We start from the raw sequence: 21,624 nt of genomic DNA, 5'->3' as shown, positions 1-21,624 counted from the left end.
ATGGCCAAATGCAGGCGTAAAAGAGGTGAAACGCGCGAATTGCCGCCGATATTGTTTAGGCGACTTCGAGTTTGCGTAATGCTTCAGTTTCTGTAAGGATTTTACTCTCTAACTGACTTTCGATTTCTTGGCGTTCCTTGTCTTGCTCTCGTCGTTGCGCTTTAGTTAATAAAGAACGTGCTTCGTGAGTTGGATAAGTTTTGACTTTTTCAAACAGTTCGTGGGTGTGTGGAAACTCTTTGGCATAGTCAGGATGCGGAACTACGGGCATGGCTTCAAGAAGTCTACAAATACGAATAACCCCTTCTGATAAATCGCACTGCTGTTGTTGCATCGCAAATGCGATTGTATGAATAGACGACTGCATTGACGCAACGCGTTTCATGCGCACTGCCTGCTGTTTGTCTTGCTGAGATTTCACCTGTGACATTAACCGAAACGCATATACCGCTAATCCGACAATGACAACGACGCCCGCTGTTACTAAAATTATATTTATAGTCATATAAAAAGATTAATCCTTAAAATCATCAATCTTTATTGCGTCTAAATTAGCAAATGGATCATCTTCTTTTTTATTTTCATTAAGCTCATCTTCGCTGTAGTCGTCAACGTCTATGCCCAGTAGTTCGCAAAGTACTCGGTATCGTGCTGTCATTTTGTCAACATAGGCCAGCTCCCAGGAGGTCAAGATCTCTCCCTCTTGTTTTTCGAGCAAACCTTCAAGCTCTTTATCGGCTTCGATCGCGTTTAACTCGGCCTGTGGCGTTTTATATTTTATATTTTCAGTGGCGCTAAGATTAGACGTTATTTTGCCGTGAGTGCTAAGTGGATCTTGACCATCTTTTGCATACTTTGCTAAATCAATAGGCTTTTTACTGCCTGAACGCGGGTCTTGACTGCGTTTTTTGTTAGATGCGAGTATCGCTTCAGCGAGTTGCTGACGGGTACCTGATTTATTACCTGATTTAGTTTTTGGTTTTTCAACCGTGGTGTTTATGCGTGGCACTTTAGACTTTGGTATAGCAATACGGTCTTCAGTTCTAGATTTTTTTCGTGGCATTGTATTCTCGATTTAACACGCCTTAGCATGTTAAGTGATTAGTTGTAAGTTTGAATAGGTTTTCGCTGATTATACCTTACGCCAAGCAATACAACAAAGAATGTGTTCGTTAATGAGTGTGGGTTTTAAACGGACTTTCAAAAGAATAACTAATTATAAGTGCATTGCTTAAAAAACGAACAAGAAAAAAGGCGATAACCGAAGTTATCACCTTTATTGAATGAGCGTCTTAAGACACCTCTCCCGTATTAGCACCTCATGTGCTATGTTCAATGCTACGCTTTCTTTTTATTGTTATTAGCAAGATAGCGAACTTGTTTTCGGTCTTCCCTTACGCATTATTATTTTTTAGTATTACTTAATAAGCTTTAGACTTAACTCTTATGGTCTTTGTCTTGCTTTGCAAGTGAGGTGATAATACCCATATAAATATTATTTACAACATTTTTAACAATAATTTTACAAATAAATTAATAAAGACCTTCTAAATATTGAGAAAGCACAGAAATATCTTCGTCTGTTAGTTTTACCGCTACGCCACGCATCATACCGTTTAAATCATTATGACGCTCCCCTGACCGAAACATTTCAAGCTGCGTTTTAGTGTAGGTAGCGTGTTGGCCACCAATAACGGGAAACCCAGCAAGGTTCATCCCTTTACCATCACCGCCGTGACATGCAATACAAGCTGCAATACCACGTGCAGAGTCGCCGCCGCGGTAAAGTGCTTCACCGCGTGCAATAACATCTTCTGGCGTTTCACCAATTTTTAGATCTTGACTTGAGAAATAAGCAGAAAGATCGTACATGTCTTGCTCACTAAGCATCATCGCTTGACCATTCATAATAGCGTTGTTGCGTCCTTCTTTACCGCCTGTTTGCGATGCGAGCTTAAATTCTTGAAGTTGCTTGACCAAATAACCTTGATGCTGACCGGCTAGTTTTGGATTCATAGGGATAACGCTGTTGCCGTCAGTGCCGTGACATGCTGCGCACACTAACATCTTTGTTTTTCCAGCTTCTGCGTCGCCCTTTGCTTGCACCATAGCGGTGGTGGCTACGAATAAAGCTAAGATTAAACAATATTTTTTCATACTTACGCTCTCTAAAAGTGAGGTTTAACTGATCACCAGTTGTGATAGCCCGATATTTTACACAAATAATGCTCTAAAAAAACATTTCCTTCATAATACTATGGATTTACATCAAACAAATTTATGCTTTAGGTGTAAACTTAACGCCTGTTTAGTCTTTATTTAACTTGTTTTATTACTTATGTCTTATTTTACCCTTGCAAAATTTCTCACCAGTGCTCCTGATATCTCTCACCTCGACCCGTTTAAGGGCGGTGAAGTTGCCTTTGCCGGTCGTTCAAACGCAGGTAAGTCTAGCGCGCTTAATCGCTTAACGCGTCAGAAAAATCTAGCGCGTACCAGTAAAACACCTGGGCGTACTCAATTAATTAATATATTTGAGTTAGACAATGAACGAAGACTTGTTGACCTTCCTGGCTATGGTTACGCAAAAGTCCCCTTAGAGATGAAGCTGAAATGGCAAAAGTCTCTAGGAGAGTATTTGCAAAAACGAGAATGTCTAAAGGGTCTGGTTGTGTTGATGGATATACGACATCCTCTAAAAGATCTTGATCAAGATCTGGTATATTGGGCGGTAAGTGCAAATTTGCCTGTGTTAATCCTTTTGACCAAAGCCGATAAATTGAAATCGGGTAAGCGTAATAGCCAGTTGTTAATGGTGCGTGAAGCCTGTATTGCTTTTAATGGCGATGTTACCGTCAACGTATTTTCATCGCTCAACGGATTAGGTCTTTTGGAGGTTGAAAGCAAAGTATCTCAGTGGCTTCAAATACCAAATAAGTCTGCTGTAAGAGAGTAAACGGTTACCAAGAAAGCTTACAAAATAAGGAATATGCAGAAGGTTAAAAAAAATGCCCCGTTCACACACAAAGCGGGGCAATTCTCAGGGAAAAACAACACACACTACTATGAGCGTCTTGCCATACTAAAAGTTCCCAGATAATTAAAAAATAAAATTAGCATTTGTTCGCACTTACTGCTTTATTGTCAAGGCTGCACTGCACTGCATCGCGCTTTGGCTAACACTACTAGTAAAATCGCTATGACGGCCATACTCTTAAGTGATCTTATTAGTGAGCTTCATCCCAGTTATCGCCAACGCCTGCCTCTACCACTAATGGTACATCAAGTTTTACGCAGTTTTCCATAAGCTTATTTATTTTTTCAACATACTCTGCGACTTTATCTTCTTTAATTTCAAATACTAGTTCATCGTGAACCTGCATTATCATGATAACGTGCGATGGTTCGTCTAAATCTTTTATCCAATCGCTTACCGCAATCATCGCAATTTTAATAATATCGGCTGCGGTGCCCTGCATTGGCGCGTTTATTGCAGCGCGCTCAGCACCTGCTCGGCGTAGGCCATTGGTGGCATTAATGTCAGGCAAATATAAGCGCCGGTTAAATACGGTTGTTACATAGCCCGTTTCTTTTGCGCCTTTACGGGTAGATTCCATGTAGGTCAGCACGCGGGGGTAGCGGTCAAAATATTTATCCATGTAATTTTGAGCATCGTAGCGAGGAATGCCCAATTGTTTGGCTAAACCAAAGGCTGACATGCCGTAAATAAGCCCAAAGTTGATTGCCTTTGCGCTGCGTCTTTGATTATCGGTGACCGCGTCAAGTGATTCACCAAACACCTCTGCGGCGGTTGCTTTGTGCACGTCTAAACCTTTAGAGAACGCGTCTAGCAAGCCTTTATCTTTGCTTAAATGCGCCATAATGCGCAGTTCAATTTGAGAATAATCTGCCGCGACTATTTTATAGCCGCTGCGAGCAACAAAAGCTTGTCTAACCAAGCGACCTTCTGGTGTGCGAATAGGAATATTTTGTAAATTTGGATCGCTTGAAGACAGCCTGCCTGTGGCAGTAACGGCCTGATGATAAGACGTATGCACGCGATTGGTGCGATGGTTGATCATCCGTGGTAGCTTGTCGGTGTAGGTATTTTTAAGTTTGATGAGTCCTCTAAACTGCATAATTAATGCGGGGAGTTCATATTCTAGGGCAAGTTCTTGCAACACTTCTTCTGATGTAGAGGGCGCGCCTTTAGGCGTTTTTTTCTTGACTGGCAGCGCCAGTTTTTCAAACAAAATATGCTGCAGCTGTTTTGTAGAGCCTAAATTGAAACTTTCACCCGCAAGTTCGTGGACTTGGTTTTCAAGCTCCATAATGCGCTTGGCGAGATCTTGGCTTTGTTGTCCAAGCTTTTGCGAATCAATATAAACGCCTGTTTGCTCCATGGTTGCCAAAATACTTGACAGTGGAATTTCTATATCATTGAGTAAATCTGAGAGCCCACTTTGTGCTTCAAGCAATGTTTTGAGCGTCAAATACAAGCGTAGAGTGATGTCGGCGTCTTCAGCGGCATATTTAGCAGCAAGCTCTAGTTCAATTTGATTAAAGGTAAGTTGCTTTGCGCCTTTCCCCGCTATTTCTTCAAAGCCTATGGTTTTGTGGCCCAAATATTTCAGTGATAAACTATCCATATTGTGACGGGTAGCGGTACTGTTTAACACATAGCTTGCCAGCATGGTGTCACACAGTATGCCGTGGAGGTGTATATTGTAGTTTGCCAGTACATTTTTGTCGTACTTGATGTGCTGGCCAATCTTCTTGGGCGCGGTGTCTTCTATTAACGGCTTTAAGACTTGTAACACATAGTCTCGATCAAGCTGCGCAGGTGCGCCTGGGTAATCATGTGCAACGGGAACGTAATAAGCTGAGTCGTCTGCGAAAGCAAATGATAAACCCACTATGTCAGCCTGCATGTAATCAACACTGGTGGTTTCCGTGTCCATGGCGTAAAAGTCGCTGCTGTTTATTTTGTCAACTAATGCGCTTAGGTCTTCCTCGCTAAAAATGGTGTGGTACTGGCTGGTGTCGATAGGCGCGGTGGCAGAAACTTCGCTGCCCGATACTATATTATCGTTGTTGTTTTGTTTGCCGGCCACTTGTTTAAGGGTGTCGGCGTCGCTTACTTCACCTAACCAGCGTTTAAATTCTAATTCAGTAAACATTTCGCGCAGCAGCGGCTTATCCATTTCATCAATGGTAAAAGAAGACAGCTCTAAGTTTAAGGGCAATTCGGTGTCAATAGTGGCAAGTTGATACGAAAGCAAAGCTTGTTCTTTATATTGCTCCATCTTTTTTGCCATGGTTTTAGCGCCGCGAAAGTCGAGCTCAGCAATTTTATCTAAATTTTCATATATAGCTTTCACGCCGCCTATGCCGTTTAACATCGCGACGGCGCTTTTGTCACCTACACCCGGCACACCAGGGATGTTGTCGACTTTGTCACCCTTAAGGCCAAGAAAATCGATAATAAGGTCAGCCGGCACGCCAAACTTTTCAAGCACACCGTCTATATCCATGGTGGTGCGTGTCATGGTGTTAATAAGCGTTACGTGTTTGTCTACTAACTGCGCCATATCTTTGTCACCTGTGCTAATGACGCAAGATATGCCAGCTTGTGACGCTTGTCGAGCTAGCGTGCCAATAACGTCGTCAGCTTCAACGCCAGGCTGCACTATCATGGTAAAACCCATTGCCTTTACTATTTTGTGCAAAGGCGCAATTTGGCCTCTTAGTTCATCGGGCATGGCGGCACGATTGGCTTTATACTCAGGGTAAATGTCATCTCTGAAGGTTTTGCCCTTGGCGTCAAACACCACTACCATATGGGTAGGCTTATAGTCTTTTACCAAAGATCGCAGCATATTAACTACGCCGTAAATCGCGCCGGTATCTGCGCCTTTTGAGTTTGTTAGTGGGGGCATGCCATGAAAAGCTCTAAACAGATAAGAAGAACCATCGACGAGTACCAACGGTGATTCATTGTCATTGTGCATAATAAAGCCTCTGTTTAAAATATAAGATTGTAAGCTATTGAAAGTAATCGTTAAAACGATTAATCTGCTAATTTTTTATGTGGATAACTTTGTGAATAACACATTCTAAGTGCACAGTGGAACTACCTTTTTTATCATAAAAAAAGTACTGGGTAGGATAAGATTTGGAATGAAACGAGCAGGTTATCTGTATTTCCATATTCTTTATTATTGTGTTGCTGTAACTAGCTTGGCTAGTTTCTATCTATTTTGCTTTACTTCATTTTATTTTTTATTACGCTAATTGTTGCGCTTCAAAAAAGTAAACACTAAATGATTTTGCATCACTTACGTAAACAATTTAGCACACATTTTGTTTTTGCCAAGTGAAATTATCGCTTATTTTTTTTATTTAATTTCTTCAATGACTTATAAATAAATATTAGGATTTGGCACTATGTTTGATTAATACTCGTGTATTGTACTATCGCTATTCACCACTTCGGTACGTAAATATAAAGCGTCGCAAAATATATCAAGCAAAGCACTGTAATTATTACGGCAAAGGAATACAATACTGATAAAAGGCAAGAACAGTAACATGTTAAAACGGAGTGCGCAGTAGGTGCAATACGGCACGATCATCAGAATTTTGGGCTTATTGGTTTCACTTTTTAGTGTCACCATGCTGCCACCTGCACTCGTTTCTCTTATATACGGTGACGGCGGTGGCCTTGCCTTTGTAGTTGCGTTTATATTCACCTTAATAACTGGCTTAGCGTTTTGGTACCCTCATCGCCAAGAAAAAGCCGATCTTCGAGCCAAAGAAGGCTTTTTAATTGTGGTGCTGTTTTGGACGGTACTGGCCACCTTTGGCTCTTTGCCATTTGCTTTACTCGACCAACCGCAAATGAGTATTACCGACTCCTTATTTGAATCATTTTCTAGCCTAACCACCACCGGCGCCACCGTTATCGAAGGCTTAGATTTTATGCCAAAAGCGGTATTGTTCTATCGTGCTCAACTACAGTGGCTAGGCGGTATGGGCATTATTGTCTTAGCGGTGGCCATCCTGCCAATTTTGGGGGTAGGCGGAATGCAGCTGTATAGGGCTGAAATTCCAGGTCCAGTTAAAGATTCCAAAATGACACCGCGTATAGCCGACACCGCTAAACACCTTTGGTACATTTACTTGTCGTTAACGGTAGCCTGTAGCTTTGCATACTGGCTAGCTGGAATGAACTTGTTTGATGCCGTTTGCCATGCCTTTAGCACTATAGCAATCGGTGGATTTTCAAATTACGATGCCAATATAGGGCACTTTAATAGTACTGCGGTCAATATTATATGCGTGGTATTTTTATGGATCTCTGCTCTTAATTTCTCATTGCATTACTCTGCAGTAAGTGGCAGAAACATTCGTAATTATTTTAAAGATCCCGAGTGTAAAGCTTTTTTCACCATTCAATTCGTGCTTGTTACCATCTGTTTTTTGGTTTTGGTTAAATATTCTGTTTACGATTCAGCTGAGGTCACACTTGACCAAGCACTGTTTCAAGCCGTATCTATAAGCGCTACCGCCGGGTTTACCACAACAGACTTTTCGGCATGGCCTTCATTTCTACCAATACTGCTTATATTCTCAAGCTTTATCGGTGGCTGTGCGGGCTCAACCGCAGGTGGCTTAAAAGTCATTCGGGTACTACTGCTGTTTATTCAGGGCAAACGTGAAGTAGACAGGCTTATTCACCCAAAAGCGGTGTACTCAGTTAAGCTAGGCGAAAGAGCTATTCCCAGCCGTGTGGTTGAAGCTGTGTGGGGCTTTTTTGCAGCCTATGCGGTGGTGTTCGTGGTTATCATGATAGGACTAATCGGTACCGGGCTTGATAATATTACCGCGTTCTCAGCCACCGCCGCGGCGCTGAATAACCTTGGCCCCGGCTTAGGCTCTGTTGCCGGCACCTATGCTCAGGTCTCAGACGCTGGAAAGTGGCTACTAATGACCGCAATGCTGTTTGGCAGGCTTGAGATATTCTCGCTCCTTGTCTTGTTCTCGCCTGCATTCTGGCGGAGTTAGTGCTCACTAGATGAGCTTGCTGCAAACGTACTAAAAAAACAGCGCGCTAGGCTGAAACAGCTTTTCAACAGCGCCAATAAACTTTTTATCTACTAAAAATAAAATAACGTGGTCGTTCGCCGCAATAACGGTATCACTGTGGGCAATAAGCACTTCGTCGGCGCGCACAACCGCACCAATGGTGGTGCCAGGGGGTAGCTTAATATCCTTAATCTGCTTGCCCACTACTTTTGACGTTTTTTCGTCGCCGTGGGCTATAGCTTCAATTGCCTCGGCCGCGCCGCGCCTAAGTGAATGCACATTCACAATATCGCCGCGGCGAATATGCGTAAGCAGGGCCGAAATGGTTGCCTGCTGCGGCGAGAATGCAATGTCGATATCACCGCCTTGCACTAAATCTACGTAAGCATTACGCTGAATTAGCACCATCGCTTTGGCCGCGCCCATTCGCTTTGCCAGCATCGCCGACATTATATTTGCTTCGTCGTCGTTGGTGACCGCAATAAACGCGTCTACGCGTTCAACGCCTTCTTCACTAAGCAAGCTCGCGTCTGAGGCATCGCCATGAAATACAATGACGTTATCGAGCGTGCTTGACAAATAGTTGGCGCGTTCGCTGTCATATTCAATAAGCTTAACGTTGTGCTTGTCGCCGAGTTTTTTGGCTAAACCGGCGCCTATTAATCCGCCGCCGGCAATCATAATGCGTTTATAGCTGGCTTCTAGTTTTTGTAGTTCACTCATTACTGCGCGAATATGTTTGGTATCGGCAATAAAGAATACTTCGTCGTCGGCTTCTATAACAGTTGAACCTAGAGGGCGAATAGGACGCCCGCGCCGATAAATTGCGGCAACACGCGTATCTACATTTGGCATATGCTCTTTAAGTGCAGACAGTGCATGTCCGACTAATAAGCCGCCGTAGTAAGCCTTTACGGCGACTAAACTTGCTCGTCCGTCGGCAAACTCAACCACCTGAAGTGCACCTGGGTAATCTATCAAGCGCTTTATGGCCGCAGTCACCAATTGCTCTGGGGCAATTAAATGGTCGACCGGTATTTCTTTATGTTGAAACAGCTGTTCTTGATAAATAATGTATTGTTCTGAGCGTACTCTAGCAATTTTAGTGGGCGTTCTGAATAAGCTGTGTGCTACTTGACAGGCCATCATGTTGCTTTCATCGCTATTGGTAACCGCAATAAGCATGTCGGCGTCTTGCGCGCCAGCTTTTTTGAGGATGTCAGGATGCGAACCAATACCACACACTATTTGTATGTCTAAACGGTCTTGTAAATTAGACAGTATATTTTGGTCAGAGTCGATAATCGTAATTTCATTTTTCTCACCCGCTAAATTCTCAGCTAAGGTTCCACCCACTTGGCCTGCACCAATAATAATTATTTTCATATTAGCCTATGTAGTCACGCACTAATTCTACTGATAGCACAGTGCAACTTTGCAATCGTGCTCATGCTTTGCGAAGCTTGGCATAGAAAAAACCGTCCATGTCGTCTTGGCCGGGTAAAATTTGCCAATTGCTCAAGGTTTCATTTTTATGTGTTGTTATGGGTTCGAGTGTAGCGTCATTATGGGTGGCAAGAAAATCTTCAATTTGTTGGATATTTTCTTGCGGCAGTATAGAACAGGTGGCGTACACCAATGTGCCGCCTGACTTTAATGTTTGCCACGCGCTTGCTAGTATTTGTTTTTGTAAGTCTACCAGCACGTTAATATCGTTAGGTTTTCTCAGCCACATTATATCAGGGTGCTTGCGGATAACGCCGGTAGCTGAACAAGGTGCATCTAGTAGAATTCTGTCAAATTTAGGTAAGTCGCTATTTTCGCTCAAGTACGCCGCATTTTGTACAACAAAGCTCAGTCGCTCATTGAAGCGTAAACTGTGGCCTAGGCGTTCAAAGTTTTCATGCACCCGCTGCATACGTTTTTCGTCAGCGTCAAGCATATATAAATGGCCTAGACGTGGCTGGTGTTCTAAAATGCTGGCTGACTTTCCGCCAGGCGCGGCGCAGCAGTCTAAGACGATATCACCTTGTTGCGTATCAAGAATGCGCGCTGCTTGTTGAGCAGCTAAATCTTGTATTGCGAAGTGACCTTCTGCAAATCCAGGAATGCTGAGAATTTCACCCGCATTGCTGATCTTAAGTGTGTTATTTGCAACACGTTCAACGCTGTAATCCGCCCCTTGAAGTTTCGCTTCAAGTTTTGTTAGCGTATTGTTTTGAGTGTTTACTCTTAGCCATAAGGGGGCGCGAGTATGCATTTGTTTCGCAAGCTGCGCAATATCATGGCTTTCGCCGTAGTGTGTAACTAAAGCCTTGTATAACCACTTTGGTAAGCCAAGGTTTATGTGCGCCTGTTGGTGCACTTGTTGCTCAATATTTTCGCGTTGAAAGCGCCGCAGCACAGCGTTTACTAAGCCGCTTAAGGCTATTTCTTTCATTTGTTTGCAGGCGTCAACGGTTTCTGACACAGCGGCGTGCTCTGCGGTGCGCGAATAGGCCAACTGATACATACCCAGCATTAATAAATGCTCAATTATTTTTTGCTGCTTTTTAAGGGGCTTGTTAAGTAACTGCCTAAGCCAGACCTGTAGCTCTGGTAAATTGCGTAAGCAACCATATACCATCTCCTGCAACCAAGCCCGCTCTTGGGGTTTCTCATAGCGGCCGTACGCTATTGGCATCACTTCACTAGCTGAACGACCGTGTTCTAATATTTGGAAAAGCACCCAGCTTGCGTCTGATCGCTTATTAACAGGGTGTTTAATAAACAGTAAGTCTTTACTAGGGGCGGTGCTTTTTAGTGCTTTCACGTCAATGGCTAAGGGGTGCTTCATTGGTCTGAATCCGGCGCTGTGGCAGTTAGTATTTCATCAGCACAAAACAACGAAGCTTGGCCGTTCACAATATCTGCAAGCTCTTGCGCTTTTTTTCCTGCAAGCTGCAGTTTAGTGATAACTATTACATCTTTACCGGTGGCTATTTGCAAGCCATGTCTATCAAAAGAAATAACTTTTCCTGGTGTAAAAGATAAGTGAATGGCATCTTCAACTTCTCGGACATGTGCTTGAAAGACTTTTATTGATTTGCCATGATGCGTGAACCAAGCCACTGGCCACGGGTTAAATGCACGAATATTACGTTCTAGCTGTTGAGCTGGCACTTGCCAATCTAGATACGCTTCTGCTTTGCTTAATTTGGCCGCATAGCTTGCCCGCGTATCATCTTGCTTTATCGCCGAAAGTTGAGTGAATTTGGCCAAACTTTCTACTAAGGCTTTAGGCCCCAAAGAAGCTAGTTTGTCATAAAGTGTCGCGCTGGTATCTTCATTTGCTATATCAATTGTGTGAATTGATAACACATTGCCCGTATCTAAGCCCTCGTCCATTTGCATAATAGTAACGCCTGTTTCTTTATCGCCTGCCCATAGGGCACGTTGAATGGGCGCGGCACCTCGCCACTTTGGCAATATTGAACCATGCACATTAATACAGCCGTGCACAGGTGCGTTGAGTATTTCAGCGGGCAATATAAGCCCATAAGCTACTACTACCATAAGGTCGGCATTTAATGCACGTAGCGCTTCATGCGCCTCTTGTGTTTTAAGCGATGCGGGTTGAAAAACAGGTAAATTGTGCGCTAGGGCGAGGGTCTTAACCGCGCTGCTAGCCACTTTTTTTCCGCGTCCTGCCGGCCTATCGGGCTGCGTGTAAACCGCTATTATTGAATGTTTGGCGTCAAGTAGTGCTTGCAAATGCGAAGCTGCAAAATCGGGTGTACCAGCAAAAATGATGCGCAAAGTAAGTCCTTATGGATCGTAGTGATTAATCTTTTGCGGCCAAGCGCGCTTCTTTTTCAAGTTTTTTCTTAATGCGATCGCGTTTTAAAGGCGATAAATAATCTACAAAAAGCTTTCCCTGCAGATGATCAAGCTCGTGTTGAATACACACTGCTAACAAACCATGGGCTTCAAGCTCAAAGTTTTCGCCCTTTTCGTTTAGCGCCTGTACTTTTACAAACTCGGCTCGATCTACTTTTGCATAATTATCGGGAACCGACAAACAGCCTTCCTCGCTTATGATTGAACCGCTTTTTTCAATAATTTCAGGGTTTATAAACACATAGGGCTCGTTTTGATCGGAAGATACATCCATTACGACTACGCGCTTATGCACGTTAACCTGCGTAGCGGCAAGGCCAATTCCCTTTTCTTCCTTCATTGTTTCAAACATATCTTTTACCAAAGTTTGAATGCTTTTGTCTACCGCTGGCACGTGTTTGGCCACAGTACGCAAGCGTTCATCGGGAAAGGTTAATACTTCTAATGTGGACATAAAAATTACTCTTTGGGTCAGTATCAATATTTATAACATTGGTTCACAATTCGTATCTACCAAATGTCATATTAACTTAACATGCTATGGCAATGGTAGCACGTTGCACTCGCGTTCAATCTTGAGCGCTTGCTTAGGTGTAGAACTTGCGACTAATAACGCAAATTCAAGCTTATTGGGCTTAATTTTATAGGATTTAAACCGATTAACTATTATACAACACTCAATCCAGATATGAATCTGTATTCTTGTAAGGTAATTAAAACATGACACATGGTGCGGCATTAATTGGAACAATAGCACTACTTTTAGCATTAATATGGACTAATGTGAGTTTAGCAATTGCCGACGTCTTAAATATAAAATCGGACGCCCCTAAGGTTTACGTCAAAACCTCTGTGGTGCTAAGCCCACAAAGTCGTGTGACAAATAAAGTTAATCCTATCTCTGTTTTGCCGTGGTCAATGATATCGCCCTTCATAAAAAATGACATTATGATAGATGCCCATCAGTACGCGCTGCTACCAACATTACTGGGTGATAATTTAGGTACCCCACGTTTTACTAACCAAGATTATGTACTAGCGCATAATCTGCCCGACGCTAATGCCTCTTATCAGGTTGTGCGCAAGGTGCGCGAAGTTTTCGACAGTAAGGGTAATAATCTTGGTTTACAAATTAGTCACCTAAGCAACGCTGAAGTGAGTAAGATCTTGTCTGATGAGCGTCAAGTTGTGCGTCTTACCTTAAGTACTTTTGAAGCGAAGCAAGGTGACAAACTAAAGCCGCAAAGTAAGGTAAAGGAGCATGACTTAAGGCTTGCTCCTGCGCAAGATCAGGTCGGTGAAGTTGTGCAAAATATCAATGGTAATTCGCTTATCAGCATGCAAGATGTTGTGATTGTTAATCTGGGTGAAAATCAGGTATCGCCAGGTACCGTGTTTGGCATTTATCAAAAAGGCCCCGATGTAATCAGTAAAGCTGCCCCGCGCTATGCTAAAAAAAGCAGCTTGCTAGATATACTTGCGTCGGGCGAACGCGTTGAACAACCCGCGTTTAAAGTAGGCGAGCTTGTGGTCATTCAAAGCTTTGAAGAGGCTAGCTATGCGTGGGTAATTAAAACTGACACTCATTTAACGGGCGGCGAAATTATTGCGAAGCCTTAGTTAATTGCAACTGATAATAGTTGATTGATGGTTTTATTGTAGTTACGAAGTATTTTACAACGATTAAACAAGCATAATTACAAGCACACTAGTGCATACATATTTATATCACTTTGATGATTCCAAGGAAGGAAAGTCACATGTCTACTTTATTTAATCCCCCTCACACATCACAAAACACCCTCGAGGCTCTCGTGAGCAACTGGCTTAGGCTAAACAATATTCCCCAAATTGGCTATATTCGCCTATCCACCAGCGCGACTAAACTAAGCTGTAGCTTAAGCCAACTATTAACAAAAAGTCACTCGCAGCTAAGCGCAATTGGATGGTCCAGTGAGCAAGTCAACGCTATGTCTATTAACAACAAATCACTTTCAAAACAGAAGGCACAGACCCTAGCGTGGATTTGCGAGTCTGATCAACATCATTTTGTGAGTCTTGAATGTGAAGATTATCCACCCCTGTTAAAACAAATATCACGCCCGCCGCTGTTCTTATTTGTGTCAGGCAACATTGCGCTGCTGTCGCAGCCGCAAATTGCCTTTGTGGGCAGTCGTAAGGCCTCATTTAGTGCTGTGCAGACCACCCACGATCTTATTCAAAATTTAGCAGAACATACTTGTGCACTAAGTGTCAGTGGTCTAGCGCTAGGTATAGACGCTGCCTGTCACCAGGCAAGTTTAGCTAATAATTTACCCACCATAGGTGTACTAGGATGCGGCGTAGATGTGGTGTATCCAAAACGCCATAAACAACTTTACATGGATGTAGCACAAAGTGGTGCGCTTGTGTCTGAGTTTTTATTAGGCACATTTCCAGTCGCAACCATGTTTCCGCGCAGGAATCGCATTATTAGTGGCATGAGTTTAGGCACTGTGGTGGTGGAAGCAAAGATAAAAAGCGGTAGCTTAGTGACCGCCAAATACGCCATTGAACAAAATAGGGAAGTGTTTGCAATACCTAACAATGTTAATAATCCGAATGCGCATGGCTGTCACTGGTTAATCAAACAAGGCGCAAAACTTACCGAAGATATTCAAGATATATTGGATGAGATTCCTAGCATTGCCAAACAACCGAAAAAAGCCGACAATAAAACACATGAGGACTTGGCATCTGATCTATTGTTAGATAGTGTTGATTATGTTGCAACCTCAATAGATAGTATTGTTATGCTCACGGCTATGCCCCTCAACGAGGTCTTACTTCAGCTCTTGGAGTACGAACTGCGAGGGCTTATCACCTCAACTGCGCAAGGCTATGTCAAATTGAAAGCGAAGTAAATGCTCAACATGCTACAAAAATAAGAGAAACCTTATGAATAAAAGCGCGAATGTCTAAAAAAAAAGACGTTATATTTCCAGAGCACTCTTCACATCAGGCTAACCAGGTTGCATATGGTGATTGTCCAAAGTGTAGCGCGCCTTTGCAGCTAAAGCATGTTGGTAAATCAAGCTTTTTGGGCTGTACTACATACCCGTCATGTGATTATTCTAAATCGCTTACTAGCACCGAAGTGAGCACCTTAAAAGTAATGCAGGATAGTCATTGCCCGCAGTGCAATGAGCCGCTTGCGGTTAAAAAAGGCCGCTATGGTATGTTTATAGGCTGTACAAACTTTCCAAGTTGTCACTTTATTTCGACTAATCAACAAAAGCAGATTCAGGCACAATACAATTCTGTAGCTTGCCCTAGCTGTAAAAAAGGCATGATACAAAAAAGACAGAATCGATTTGGAAAGTTCTTCTATGCCTGCGATAATTATCCAAAGTGTAAGTACCTGCTAAACAACGAGCCTGTCGATAAATCGTGCCCACAGTGTAATGCCAATATTATGCTGGTAAAAACCAAGGGTGAAAAAATACTTTTATGTGCCAATGCAGATTGTGCGCACCTTATAGATGAAAGCGAATAAATGACAACACAACTATTAAAACAAGATGTGCTACAAACACTAAGTACTTGGTACGCTAACGGCCAAGTATTTGCTTATCCAACCGAAGCGGTATTTGGATTAGGCTGCGACCCACTTAATAAAGAGGCGGTATATAAAATATTGTCACTTAAAAGCCGTGAAGTGGAAAAAGGCATGATATTGATTGCCAGCGAGTTTTCGCAAATAGCGCCTTATGTGCTGTTTGACACACTTGATCAAAGCGCACAAAGTCAAATCCTGGCAACATGGCCTGGGCCTGTTACTTGGTTACTACCGAAGTCGCCGAAAACACCCGACTGGATAAGCGGCGATTCTGCTATGCTTGCCGTGCGTATTAGTCGTCATCCGCTGGTGGTGCAAATGTGTCAGCATTTGGGCAAGCCCCTGGTCTCTACCAGCGCGAATCCTGCAGGTGAAATGCCGGCGAAGAGCGAACAGGAAGTGCGTGACTATTTTGGCAAGGACTTGCCTGTAGTTGCTGGGGCCTTAGGCGAACAAACATCACCGAGTAAAATTTTTCACAGTTTAACCATGGAAACCATACGTGCATGAGCGATACGAATCCTACACCATCTCCTAGTGCAAGCGATATTGTCACGCAAGCTCAAATAGACAGTGTTAAAGCCTTTCTACTGAATTTGCAAGAAAGCATTTGCGATACGCTTTGTTTAGCTGATGGTAGCGGGTCTTTTGTACAAGACGAGTGGGAACGAGAAGAAGGCGGCGGCGGCCGTTCGCGGGTGATGCGCAGCGGCAGTGTCATTGAGCAAGGCGGCGTTAACTTTTCGCATGTGCATGGGAATCAAATGCCACCTTCTGCCACCGCGGCAAGGCCTGAACTCGCCGGTCGCAGTTTTCAGGCCATGGGAGTGTCTCTCGTTATTCATCCTAACAACCCCTATGTGCCCACGAGCCATGCTAACGTACGTTTTTTTGTGGCGCAAAAAGAAGGTGAACCTTCTATATGGTGGTTTGGGGGAGGCTTTGACTTAACGCCTTCTTATGTGTTTACCGATGACGCTAAGCATTGGCATAAAGTATCGTGTGATGTATGTGCACCGTTTGGTGACGAGGTATATGGGAAATATAAAAAGTGGTGCGATGATTACTTTTTCTTAAAACACAGAAATGAGACCCGTGGCGTGGGCGGTTTGTTCTTTGACGATTTAAACAAATGGGGTTTCGATAAGTCATTTTCCTTTATGCAAGGCGTGGGTAACGGGTTTTTAGACGCCTATATCCCTATCGTAGAAAAACGTAAGAACACACCCTTTACAGAAAGAGAGCGTCAGTTTCAATTATACAGACGCGGCCGCTACGTTGAGTTTAACCTAGTATACGATAGAGGCACTTTGTTTGGCTTGCAAACCGGCGGGCGCACTGAGTCAATTCTCATGTCTTTACCACCGCTTACTCGGTGGGAATATAATTATCAACCGTCGCCAGAGTCGCCTGAAGGGAAAATTCAACAGTATCTTAAACCGATAGACTGGCTTAATTTGTAAGCTTTTTTGTGAACAAACGTGACTTTTGTATATAAGTAGTTGATAGGAGCGTCAAGTATGATGTCGAAAAGGCTTAAACACCTAATTCACACACTGCCTAAAGCAGAACTACACTTGCATATAGAGGGCAGTTTAGAGCCTCAGTTAATGTGGGATTTAGCGCAAAAGCATAATATAGCATTGCCGTTTGCGAATGTTGAAGCCATACAAAGTGCTTATCAATTTGAGAATCTGCAGAATTTTCTGGATTTATACTACCAAGGTGCCGATGTATTGCGCGACGAAGACGATTTTTTTGCGCTTATGTGGGCGTATTTATGCAAATGCTATGAACAAAATATTGTGCATACTGAGATTATGTTTGATCCCCAAACTCACACGCAACGAGGTATCGATTACGCTGTGTTTATGCCAGGGTTCGCGCGCGCTATCCAAAAAGCTAAGGCCGAATTTGGCATGTCGGTATATCTTATTTTGTCATTCTTACGTCACCTTAGTGAGTTAAGCGCTCTTGAAGCTTTAGCAGATGCGCGTCCATATTATTCAATGATAACGGCGGTAGGCTTAGACAGCTCTGAGTTAGGTAATCCACCGTCTAAATTTACACATGTGTTTGCCCAAGCTAAAGAACTGGGTTTTAAGTTAGTTGCGCATGCGGGTGAAGAAGGCCCCCCTGAATATGTATGGGAGGCGCTTGAATTACTAAGAGTTGATCGCATAGATCACGGTGTTCGCAGTATTGAAGACTCAAGCCTAATGGCTTATTTAAAAGAGCAGCAGATTCCCTTAACAGTCTGCCCACTTAGCAACCTCAAACTGCGCGTGGTGAATGAAATGTCGCAGCATAACATAATCCAGTTGCTTGATGATGGTTTGCTGGTAACTGTTAACTCTGATGACCCTTCCTATTTTGGCGGCTACTTAGACGACAATTTCCATGCGCTTGCTCATCATTTATCCCTATCTGAACAAGCGTTAGCGCAGCTAGTGTGCAACAGCTTTACGGCGAGTTTTTTACCTGAATCTCAAAAGCAGCACTGGCTAGCTCAAATACGGGCATTGACTGCTACCGACTGACATTTGCTTATTTGCAATATGCTCTATTTTACTTGATATAGATCAATGAATTAAGCGATTTTATTGCAGGTCGTTAACATCTATTAATCTACATCAATATTTTTATTTCCACGCACTTTACTATATGACGCAAGATTTTTGGTTTCCCCTTTAATTAATATAGTGAGCACGTAATGAAAAAAACTATACTTTGCACTGCCCTTGTTTCTGCTCTAGCGTTATCTAGCGTAAATGCGTTCGCCCATGAAGCCGGCGATATTCTATTTCGTGCCGGTTTCACAACCGTTGCACCAGATGATTCAAGCACTAATATTTTGGTTGGCGGCGATAACTTTCAAATTGGTGAAGCTGTGGTTGGCGGCGTTAGCGTTGACGACAACACACAGCTTGGCCTAAACGTTGCGTACTTCTTAAGCGACAGCTGGAATATAGAAGTATTAGCTGCTACCCCTTTCTCTCATAAAATAGACTTAGCCAGTGGTGGAAACTTGGGGAAAACTAAACATTTACCCCCGACGATAACCGCGAACTATTTCTTCAATCATGGAAGCGCTGCGTTTCAGCCCTACGTTGGTCTTGGCGTAAACTACACGATCTTTTTTGATGAAGATTTCAATACCACTAGCGCAGAGTCCATAAACGGCGCGATTGGCGCTACTATTTCTGATTTAAGTTTGGATAACTCATTTGGCTTAGCGGCGCAAATTGGCGCTGATTATAAAATTGCTGACGGTATTTTCTTAAATGCGTCGGTGCGCTATATTGGCCTTGAAACTGACGCTAGCTTTAAAGTAAATGGCGCAGATTTGGGTTCAATTGAGTCAGTTGACATCAATCCGTTTGTTTACACCATTTCAGTTGGCTACAAGTTTTAACTAAAACAAGTAGAAGTAAAACTAGTTATAGGGCCTCGCATTCATCGCGGGGCTTTTTACCTTTAGGAATGTCTCGTGTTTTTGAGTATCATTAGACATGACTCATTTTTAAGGACTATCACTTGTCGACATATCCCGCAATTGCCTGTGTATTTGGAAACCCAATAGAGCAAAGTAAATCACCTATTATTCATTCTATGTTTGCTAGTCAATTCAATCTTCCTTTACAATATCAAAAGCGCTTAGCACCAAGTGATGGTTTTGCTTTATCGGCTGATCAGTTCTTTGCCGACATATCTTGTATTGGTGCTAACGTGACCATGCCTTTTAAGCTTGACGCATTGCAGTGGGTAGACACATTGTCATCTCAAGCTAAGCGAGCAGGAGCGGTTAACACGATTATAAGGCAAAATAACGGCTTTACAGGTGACAATACCGATGGTGTAGGATTGGTCAATGACCTGCATCAACATAATATTGCTGTAAATAAAGCAAACATATTGATGATTGGTGCCGGTGGTGCAGCGAAGGGCGCAATACCGGCGTTGCTTGATGCCGGTATTAACAGCATTGCAATTTATAATAGAAGTGTAGATAAAGCGCAAGCGTTAGTCAGACATACTAACCGCTATGCAAACTCAAAAGCGAGACTATACGACAGTGCCAGTATGCAGGCATTTGATATTGTCATAAATGCAACGTCCTTGAGTCTGCAAAATGAACTACCCGATTTACCTGATAGTGTTTTTGCCAACCAACCAAGTGTTTACGACATGGTCTATCTTAATAAGCCCACAGTGTTTATGCAAAAAGCGACTAGTTTGGGCTGCACAATGGTTGTTGATGGTTTAGGGATGCTAGTTAACCAAGCGGCGCAAAGTTTTTACCTGTGGTTTGGTCAGAGGCCCTCTTGTGAGCCTGTTTACCTTCATTTGCGCGATTTGAATAAGTGACCAAAGGACCAATAATCACGTCTGTGTCAGTAAAATTGCGCCGGGGCACCAGTTAAGACTAGCGATGTATCTAAGCTTCGTCCATATATTCGTTTTTAAGCATCACATAGTTATTTGCCGATTCTGTCAAAAACGTTTTTTCATGATCATGCAGCGCACGTTTTTTAATGGCTGGGTTGCCAACGTATAAAAATCCGCTCTCCAGTCGCTTGTTTGGCGTAACTAAGGCACCGGCGCCAATAAATACGTCATCTTCCACTACCACGCCATCCATTACAATTGCGCCCATGCCAACCAATACGCGATTGCCAATAACGCAGCCATGTAGCATGCATTTATGGCCCACGGTTACATCGTCTCCAATGATTAAGGGATAACCGTTTGCATTTTTCTTAGTGGGGCGGCTTACGTGCAATACGCTACCGTCTTGAATGTTACTGCGCGCGCCTATGCGAATAACGTTAACGTCGCCGCGTGCAGCAACTAAAGGCCAAATGCTGCTGTCGCTGCCAAGGTGTATATCACCTGCTAGTAGTGCGGTAGTGTCTATATAGACACTGTTATCAAACGTGGGTCTAATTTTCTTAAATGCAGTAATTGGCATGGATCGTCTCGGTAAATTAAAAAAATGATTAGTATTATTCAGCGCGATGACTTTTAAAATGCGTAGTTGTACCGCAATAATTAGGTACTTTTCAAGAAAAAGCCAACCAAACCCCGATGAGTACTAACAAACCACCGCCAATTCGATTTACCCACTGGGCCTTGTCGCTTTTATTCAAAAGCTGTCTTAGCCATTTGCCGCCGTTGGCGTAAAGTAGCATGCAAATTAATTCGCTTATCATAATAATAAATACTAACACTAGGAGTTGAATAGGCAATGGTTTTGCAATATCTAAGAAGGGGGGAAGCAATGAAATCATAAAAGCCCATCCCTTCGGATTGGCTACAGCAGTAACAAACCCTTGCGTGGTAAGTTTTATGGGGGTAATACTACTTAGGGGAATAGCAGTATCAAGCTCTACGTAAATTTTACTTATCCACATTTTAATCCCTAAATAAGTAAGGTATAGACCACCTACCACCTTAAATATAGTGAAGGCTGTGGGATATTGAATCATTATGCTAGCAACACCAATTACTGCAAGTATTGCCACGAGGGCAACACCAATTACCTCGCCCGCCATCATGTAGAGTGTTTTTTTTACCCCTATTGTCATGCCTAAAGTCATCGCCAAGCTCATACACATGCCAGGCGTGAGTGAGATTAGAAAGAATGTAGGAATGAAAATCACTAAAACCGTAAAGTCTGGCATAAAGGCTATTTTTCTTCTTAAAGGGTGTTAAACCCAAGTATTATAGATGGTAGACCGTAATATTAATGGATTCTTAAGAATCGTCAACACAACTTATACCGTGCTATATGTAGCGTATTTGTTAAAAGAGAACCATATTTTAAGCGATTCGATGCAAAAGTAATCAAATGAATATAAAAAATCACTTAATTTAAAAATTGGCTTGTACATATAATTTATCTATGTAAAATGCGCCTCTCGCTTCGGGGAGACAAGGAAAAGCTTAGAGAGTATAGGCTAAACCAGTTGCCTGAAGTGTCAATATTTATGTGTTGTTTAGACGACGCGATGTAAGATTTTGAAGCATGTATTTGTAACAACAAACTTCAAGAAAAT

The 21,624-nt window shown here is 42.8% G+C and carries 20 protein-coding genes; 10 read left to right on the top strand and 10 right to left on the bottom strand.

The window, feature by feature from the left end; all coding sequences use genetic code 11:
- Positions 1-55: 55 nt before the first annotated feature.
- From GPUN_RS11015 to GPUN_RS11005, 3 genes are all read right to left on the bottom strand, one after another.
- Positions 56-505, bottom strand: a complete 450-nt coding sequence (locus GPUN_RS11015) for a DUF2489 domain-containing protein (protein ID WP_006006682.1) — start codon at positions 503-505, stop codon at positions 56-58.
- 9 nt (positions 506-514) lie between these two features.
- Positions 515-1,063 carry a GTPase-activating protein gene (locus GPUN_RS11010; RefSeq protein ID WP_006006680.1) on the bottom strand — a complete coding sequence of 183 codons (549 nt, stop codon included), beginning with the start codon at positions 1,061-1,063 and terminating at the stop codon, positions 515-517.
- A gap of 470 nt (positions 1,064-1,533) precedes the next feature.
- Positions 1,534-2,157 (bottom strand): c-type cytochrome, encoded by a 624-nt coding sequence (locus GPUN_RS11005; protein ID WP_006006678.1) that lies wholly within the window; start codon positions 2,155-2,157, stop codon positions 1,534-1,536.
- 181 nt (positions 2,158-2,338) lie between these two features.
- Here GPUN_RS11005 and yihA point away from each other — a divergent pair, with 181 nt between their 5' ends.
- Positions 2,339-2,956, top strand: coding sequence for a ribosome biogenesis GTP-binding protein YihA/YsxC (gene yihA / locus GPUN_RS11000; RefSeq protein WP_006006676.1), 618 nt, complete (start codon positions 2,339-2,341; stop codon positions 2,954-2,956).
- A 271-nt stretch (positions 2,957-3,227) separates the two neighbouring features.
- On the opposite strand, the gene polA is transcribed toward yihA, so the two are convergent.
- Positions 3,228-6,011 carry a DNA polymerase I gene (polA, locus tag GPUN_RS10995; protein ID WP_006006674.1) on the bottom strand — a complete coding sequence of 928 codons (2,784 nt, stop codon included), beginning with the start codon at positions 6,009-6,011 and terminating at the stop codon, positions 3,228-3,230.
- 604 nt (positions 6,012-6,615) lie between these two features.
- Between polA and GPUN_RS10990 the strand changes: the two genes are divergently transcribed.
- The gene (locus GPUN_RS10990; RefSeq protein WP_006006672.1) at positions 6,616-8,067 is read left to right on the top strand and encodes a TrkH family potassium uptake protein; all 1,452 of its coding nucleotides are present in this window, start codon (positions 6,616-6,618) and stop codon (positions 8,065-8,067) included.
- A gap of 30 nt (positions 8,068-8,097) precedes the next feature.
- Here the strand turns inward: GPUN_RS10990 and trkA are convergent, their stop codons facing one another.
- The 4 genes from trkA to def all read right to left on the bottom strand — a co-directional run bounded on the left by trkA (position 8,098) and on the right by def (position 12,421).
- Positions 8,098-9,474, bottom strand: a complete 1,377-nt coding sequence (gene trkA, locus GPUN_RS10985) for a Trk system potassium transporter TrkA (protein WP_006006670.1) — start codon at positions 9,472-9,474, stop codon at positions 8,098-8,100.
- Positions 9,475-9,535: 61 nt separating this feature from the next.
- The gene (gene rsmB, locus GPUN_RS10980; RefSeq protein WP_006006669.1) at positions 9,536-10,924 is read right to left on the bottom strand and encodes a 16S rRNA (cytosine(967)-C(5))-methyltransferase RsmB; all 1,389 of its coding nucleotides are present in this window, start codon (positions 10,922-10,924) and stop codon (positions 9,536-9,538) included.
- Positions 10,921-11,886, bottom strand: a complete 966-nt coding sequence (gene fmt / locus GPUN_RS10975; RefSeq protein ID WP_006006667.1) for a methionyl-tRNA formyltransferase — start codon at positions 11,884-11,886, stop codon at positions 10,921-10,923. Before fmt ends, rsmB begins: the two co-directional genes overlap by 4 nt.
- 25 nt (positions 11,887-11,911) lie before the next feature.
- A complete protein-coding gene (gene def / locus GPUN_RS10970; RefSeq protein WP_006006666.1) occupies positions 11,912-12,421 on the bottom strand; it encodes a peptide deformylase in 510 nt (169 codons plus the stop codon).
- Between the two features lie 266 nt (positions 12,422-12,687).
- On the opposite strand from def, the gene GPUN_RS10960 reads away from it, so the two are divergent.
- The 8 genes from GPUN_RS10960 (at position 12,688) to aroE (ending at position 19,933) form a co-directional block, all read left to right on the top strand.
- Positions 12,688-13,587, top strand: a complete 900-nt coding sequence (locus GPUN_RS10960; RefSeq protein WP_006006663.1) for a hypothetical protein — start codon at positions 12,688-12,690, stop codon at positions 13,585-13,587.
- Positions 13,588-13,727: 140 nt separating this feature from the next.
- Positions 13,728-14,870 carry a DNA-processing protein DprA gene (gene dprA / locus GPUN_RS10955; protein ID WP_006006661.1) on the top strand — a complete coding sequence of 381 codons (1,143 nt, stop codon included), beginning with the start codon at positions 13,728-13,730 and terminating at the stop codon, positions 14,868-14,870.
- Between the two features lie 50 nt (positions 14,871-14,920).
- On the top strand, positions 14,921-15,502 hold the full coding sequence (locus GPUN_RS10950) for a DNA topoisomerase family protein (protein ID WP_006006659.1): 582 nt from the start codon (positions 14,921-14,923) through the stop codon (positions 15,500-15,502).
- On the top strand, positions 15,503-16,075 hold the full coding sequence (tsaC, locus tag GPUN_RS10945; RefSeq protein ID WP_006006656.1) for an L-threonylcarbamoyladenylate synthase type 1 TsaC: 573 nt from the start codon (positions 15,503-15,505) through the stop codon (positions 16,073-16,075). It begins immediately after the preceding gene.
- Positions 16,072-17,028: an oxygen-dependent coproporphyrinogen oxidase gene (hemF, locus tag GPUN_RS10940; RefSeq protein ID WP_006006654.1), complete on the top strand. Its 957-nt coding sequence runs from the start codon at positions 16,072-16,074 to the stop codon at positions 17,026-17,028. Before tsaC ends, hemF begins: the two co-directional genes overlap by 4 nt.
- A 57-nt stretch (positions 17,029-17,085) precedes the next feature.
- A complete protein-coding gene (locus GPUN_RS10935; RefSeq protein WP_006006652.1) occupies positions 17,086-18,105 on the top strand; it encodes an adenosine deaminase in 1,020 nt (339 codons plus the stop codon).
- Between the two features lie 173 nt (positions 18,106-18,278).
- On the top strand, positions 18,279-18,980 hold the full coding sequence (locus tag GPUN_RS10930) for an OmpW family outer membrane protein (protein ID WP_006006650.1): 702 nt from the start codon (positions 18,279-18,281) through the stop codon (positions 18,978-18,980).
- Positions 18,981-19,102: 122 nt separating this feature from the next.
- A complete protein-coding gene (aroE, locus tag GPUN_RS10925; RefSeq protein ID WP_006006648.1) occupies positions 19,103-19,933 on the top strand; it encodes a shikimate dehydrogenase in 831 nt (276 codons plus the stop codon).
- 70 nt (positions 19,934-20,003) lie between these two features.
- Here aroE and GPUN_RS10920 read toward each other — a convergent pair whose 3' ends face one another.
- Both GPUN_RS10920 and GPUN_RS10915 read right to left on the bottom strand, forming a co-directional pair.
- Positions 20,004-20,537, bottom strand: coding sequence for a gamma carbonic anhydrase family protein (locus GPUN_RS10920; protein ID WP_006006646.1), 534 nt, complete (start codon positions 20,535-20,537; stop codon positions 20,004-20,006).
- A 91-nt stretch (positions 20,538-20,628) separates the two neighbouring features.
- A complete protein-coding gene (locus tag GPUN_RS10915; RefSeq protein ID WP_040520998.1) occupies positions 20,629-21,249 on the bottom strand; it encodes a LysE family translocator in 621 nt (206 codons plus the stop codon).
- Between the last annotated feature and the right edge of the window lie 375 nt (positions 21,250-21,624).

The organism is Glaciecola punicea ACAM 611, assembly GCF_000252165.1.
Taxonomy (GTDB): Bacteria; Pseudomonadota; Gammaproteobacteria; order Enterobacterales; family Alteromonadaceae; genus Glaciecola; species Glaciecola punicea.
Note: the sequence above shows the minus strand (reverse complement) of the source record. Positions and strands in the feature narration are given on the sequence as shown.

Excerpts from the sequence above, each read along its gene's own strand:
- GPUN_RS10935 (WP_006006652.1), top strand. The coding sequence starts at position 17,086 with ATGATGTCGAAAAGGCTTAAACACCTAATTCACACACTGCCTAAAGCA.
- GPUN_RS10930 (WP_006006650.1), top strand. The coding sequence starts at position 18,279 with ATGAAAAAAACTATACTTTGCACTGCCCTTGTTTCTGCTCTAGCGTTA.
- GPUN_RS11015 (WP_006006682.1), bottom strand. The coding sequence starts at position 505 with ATGACTATAAATATAATTTTAGTAACAGCGGGCGTCGTTGTCATTGTC.
- GPUN_RS11005 (WP_006006678.1), bottom strand. The coding sequence starts at position 2,157 with ATGAAAAAATATTGTTTAATCTTAGCTTTATTCGTAGCCACCACCGCT.
- tsaC (WP_006006656.1), top strand. The coding sequence starts at position 15,503 with ATGACAACACAACTATTAAAACAAGATGTGCTACAAACACTAAGTACT.
- polA (WP_006006674.1), bottom strand. The coding sequence starts at position 6,011 with ATGCACAATGACAATGAATCACCGTTGGTACTCGTCGATGGTTCTTCT.
- GPUN_RS10950 (WP_006006659.1), top strand. The coding sequence starts at position 14,921 with ATGTCTAAAAAAAAAGACGTTATATTTCCAGAGCACTCTTCACATCAG.
- GPUN_RS10915 (WP_040520998.1), bottom strand. The coding sequence starts at position 21,249 with ATGCCAGACTTTACGGTTTTAGTGATTTTCATTCCTACATTCTTTCTA.
- dprA (WP_006006661.1), top strand. The coding sequence starts at position 13,728 with ATGTCTACTTTATTTAATCCCCCTCACACATCACAAAACACCCTCGAG.
- hemF (WP_006006654.1), top strand. The coding sequence starts at position 16,072 with ATGAGCGATACGAATCCTACACCATCTCCTAGTGCAAGCGATATTGTC.
- yihA (WP_006006676.1), top strand. The coding sequence starts at position 2,339 with ATGTCTTATTTTACCCTTGCAAAATTTCTCACCAGTGCTCCTGATATC.
- GPUN_RS10920 (WP_006006646.1), bottom strand. The coding sequence starts at position 20,537 with ATGCCAATTACTGCATTTAAGAAAATTAGACCCACGTTTGATAACAGT.
- trkA (WP_006006670.1), bottom strand. The coding sequence starts at position 9,474 with ATGAAAATAATTATTATTGGTGCAGGCCAAGTGGGTGGAACCTTAGCT.
- GPUN_RS10960 (WP_006006663.1), top strand. The coding sequence starts at position 12,688 with ATGACACATGGTGCGGCATTAATTGGAACAATAGCACTACTTTTAGCA.
- rsmB (WP_006006669.1), bottom strand. The coding sequence starts at position 10,924 with ATGAAGCACCCCTTAGCCATTGACGTGAAAGCACTAAAAAGCACCGCC.
- GPUN_RS11010 (WP_006006680.1), bottom strand. The coding sequence starts at position 1,063 with ATGCCACGAAAAAAATCTAGAACTGAAGACCGTATTGCTATACCAAAG.
- def (WP_006006666.1), bottom strand. The coding sequence starts at position 12,421 with ATGTCCACATTAGAAGTATTAACCTTTCCCGATGAACGCTTGCGTACT.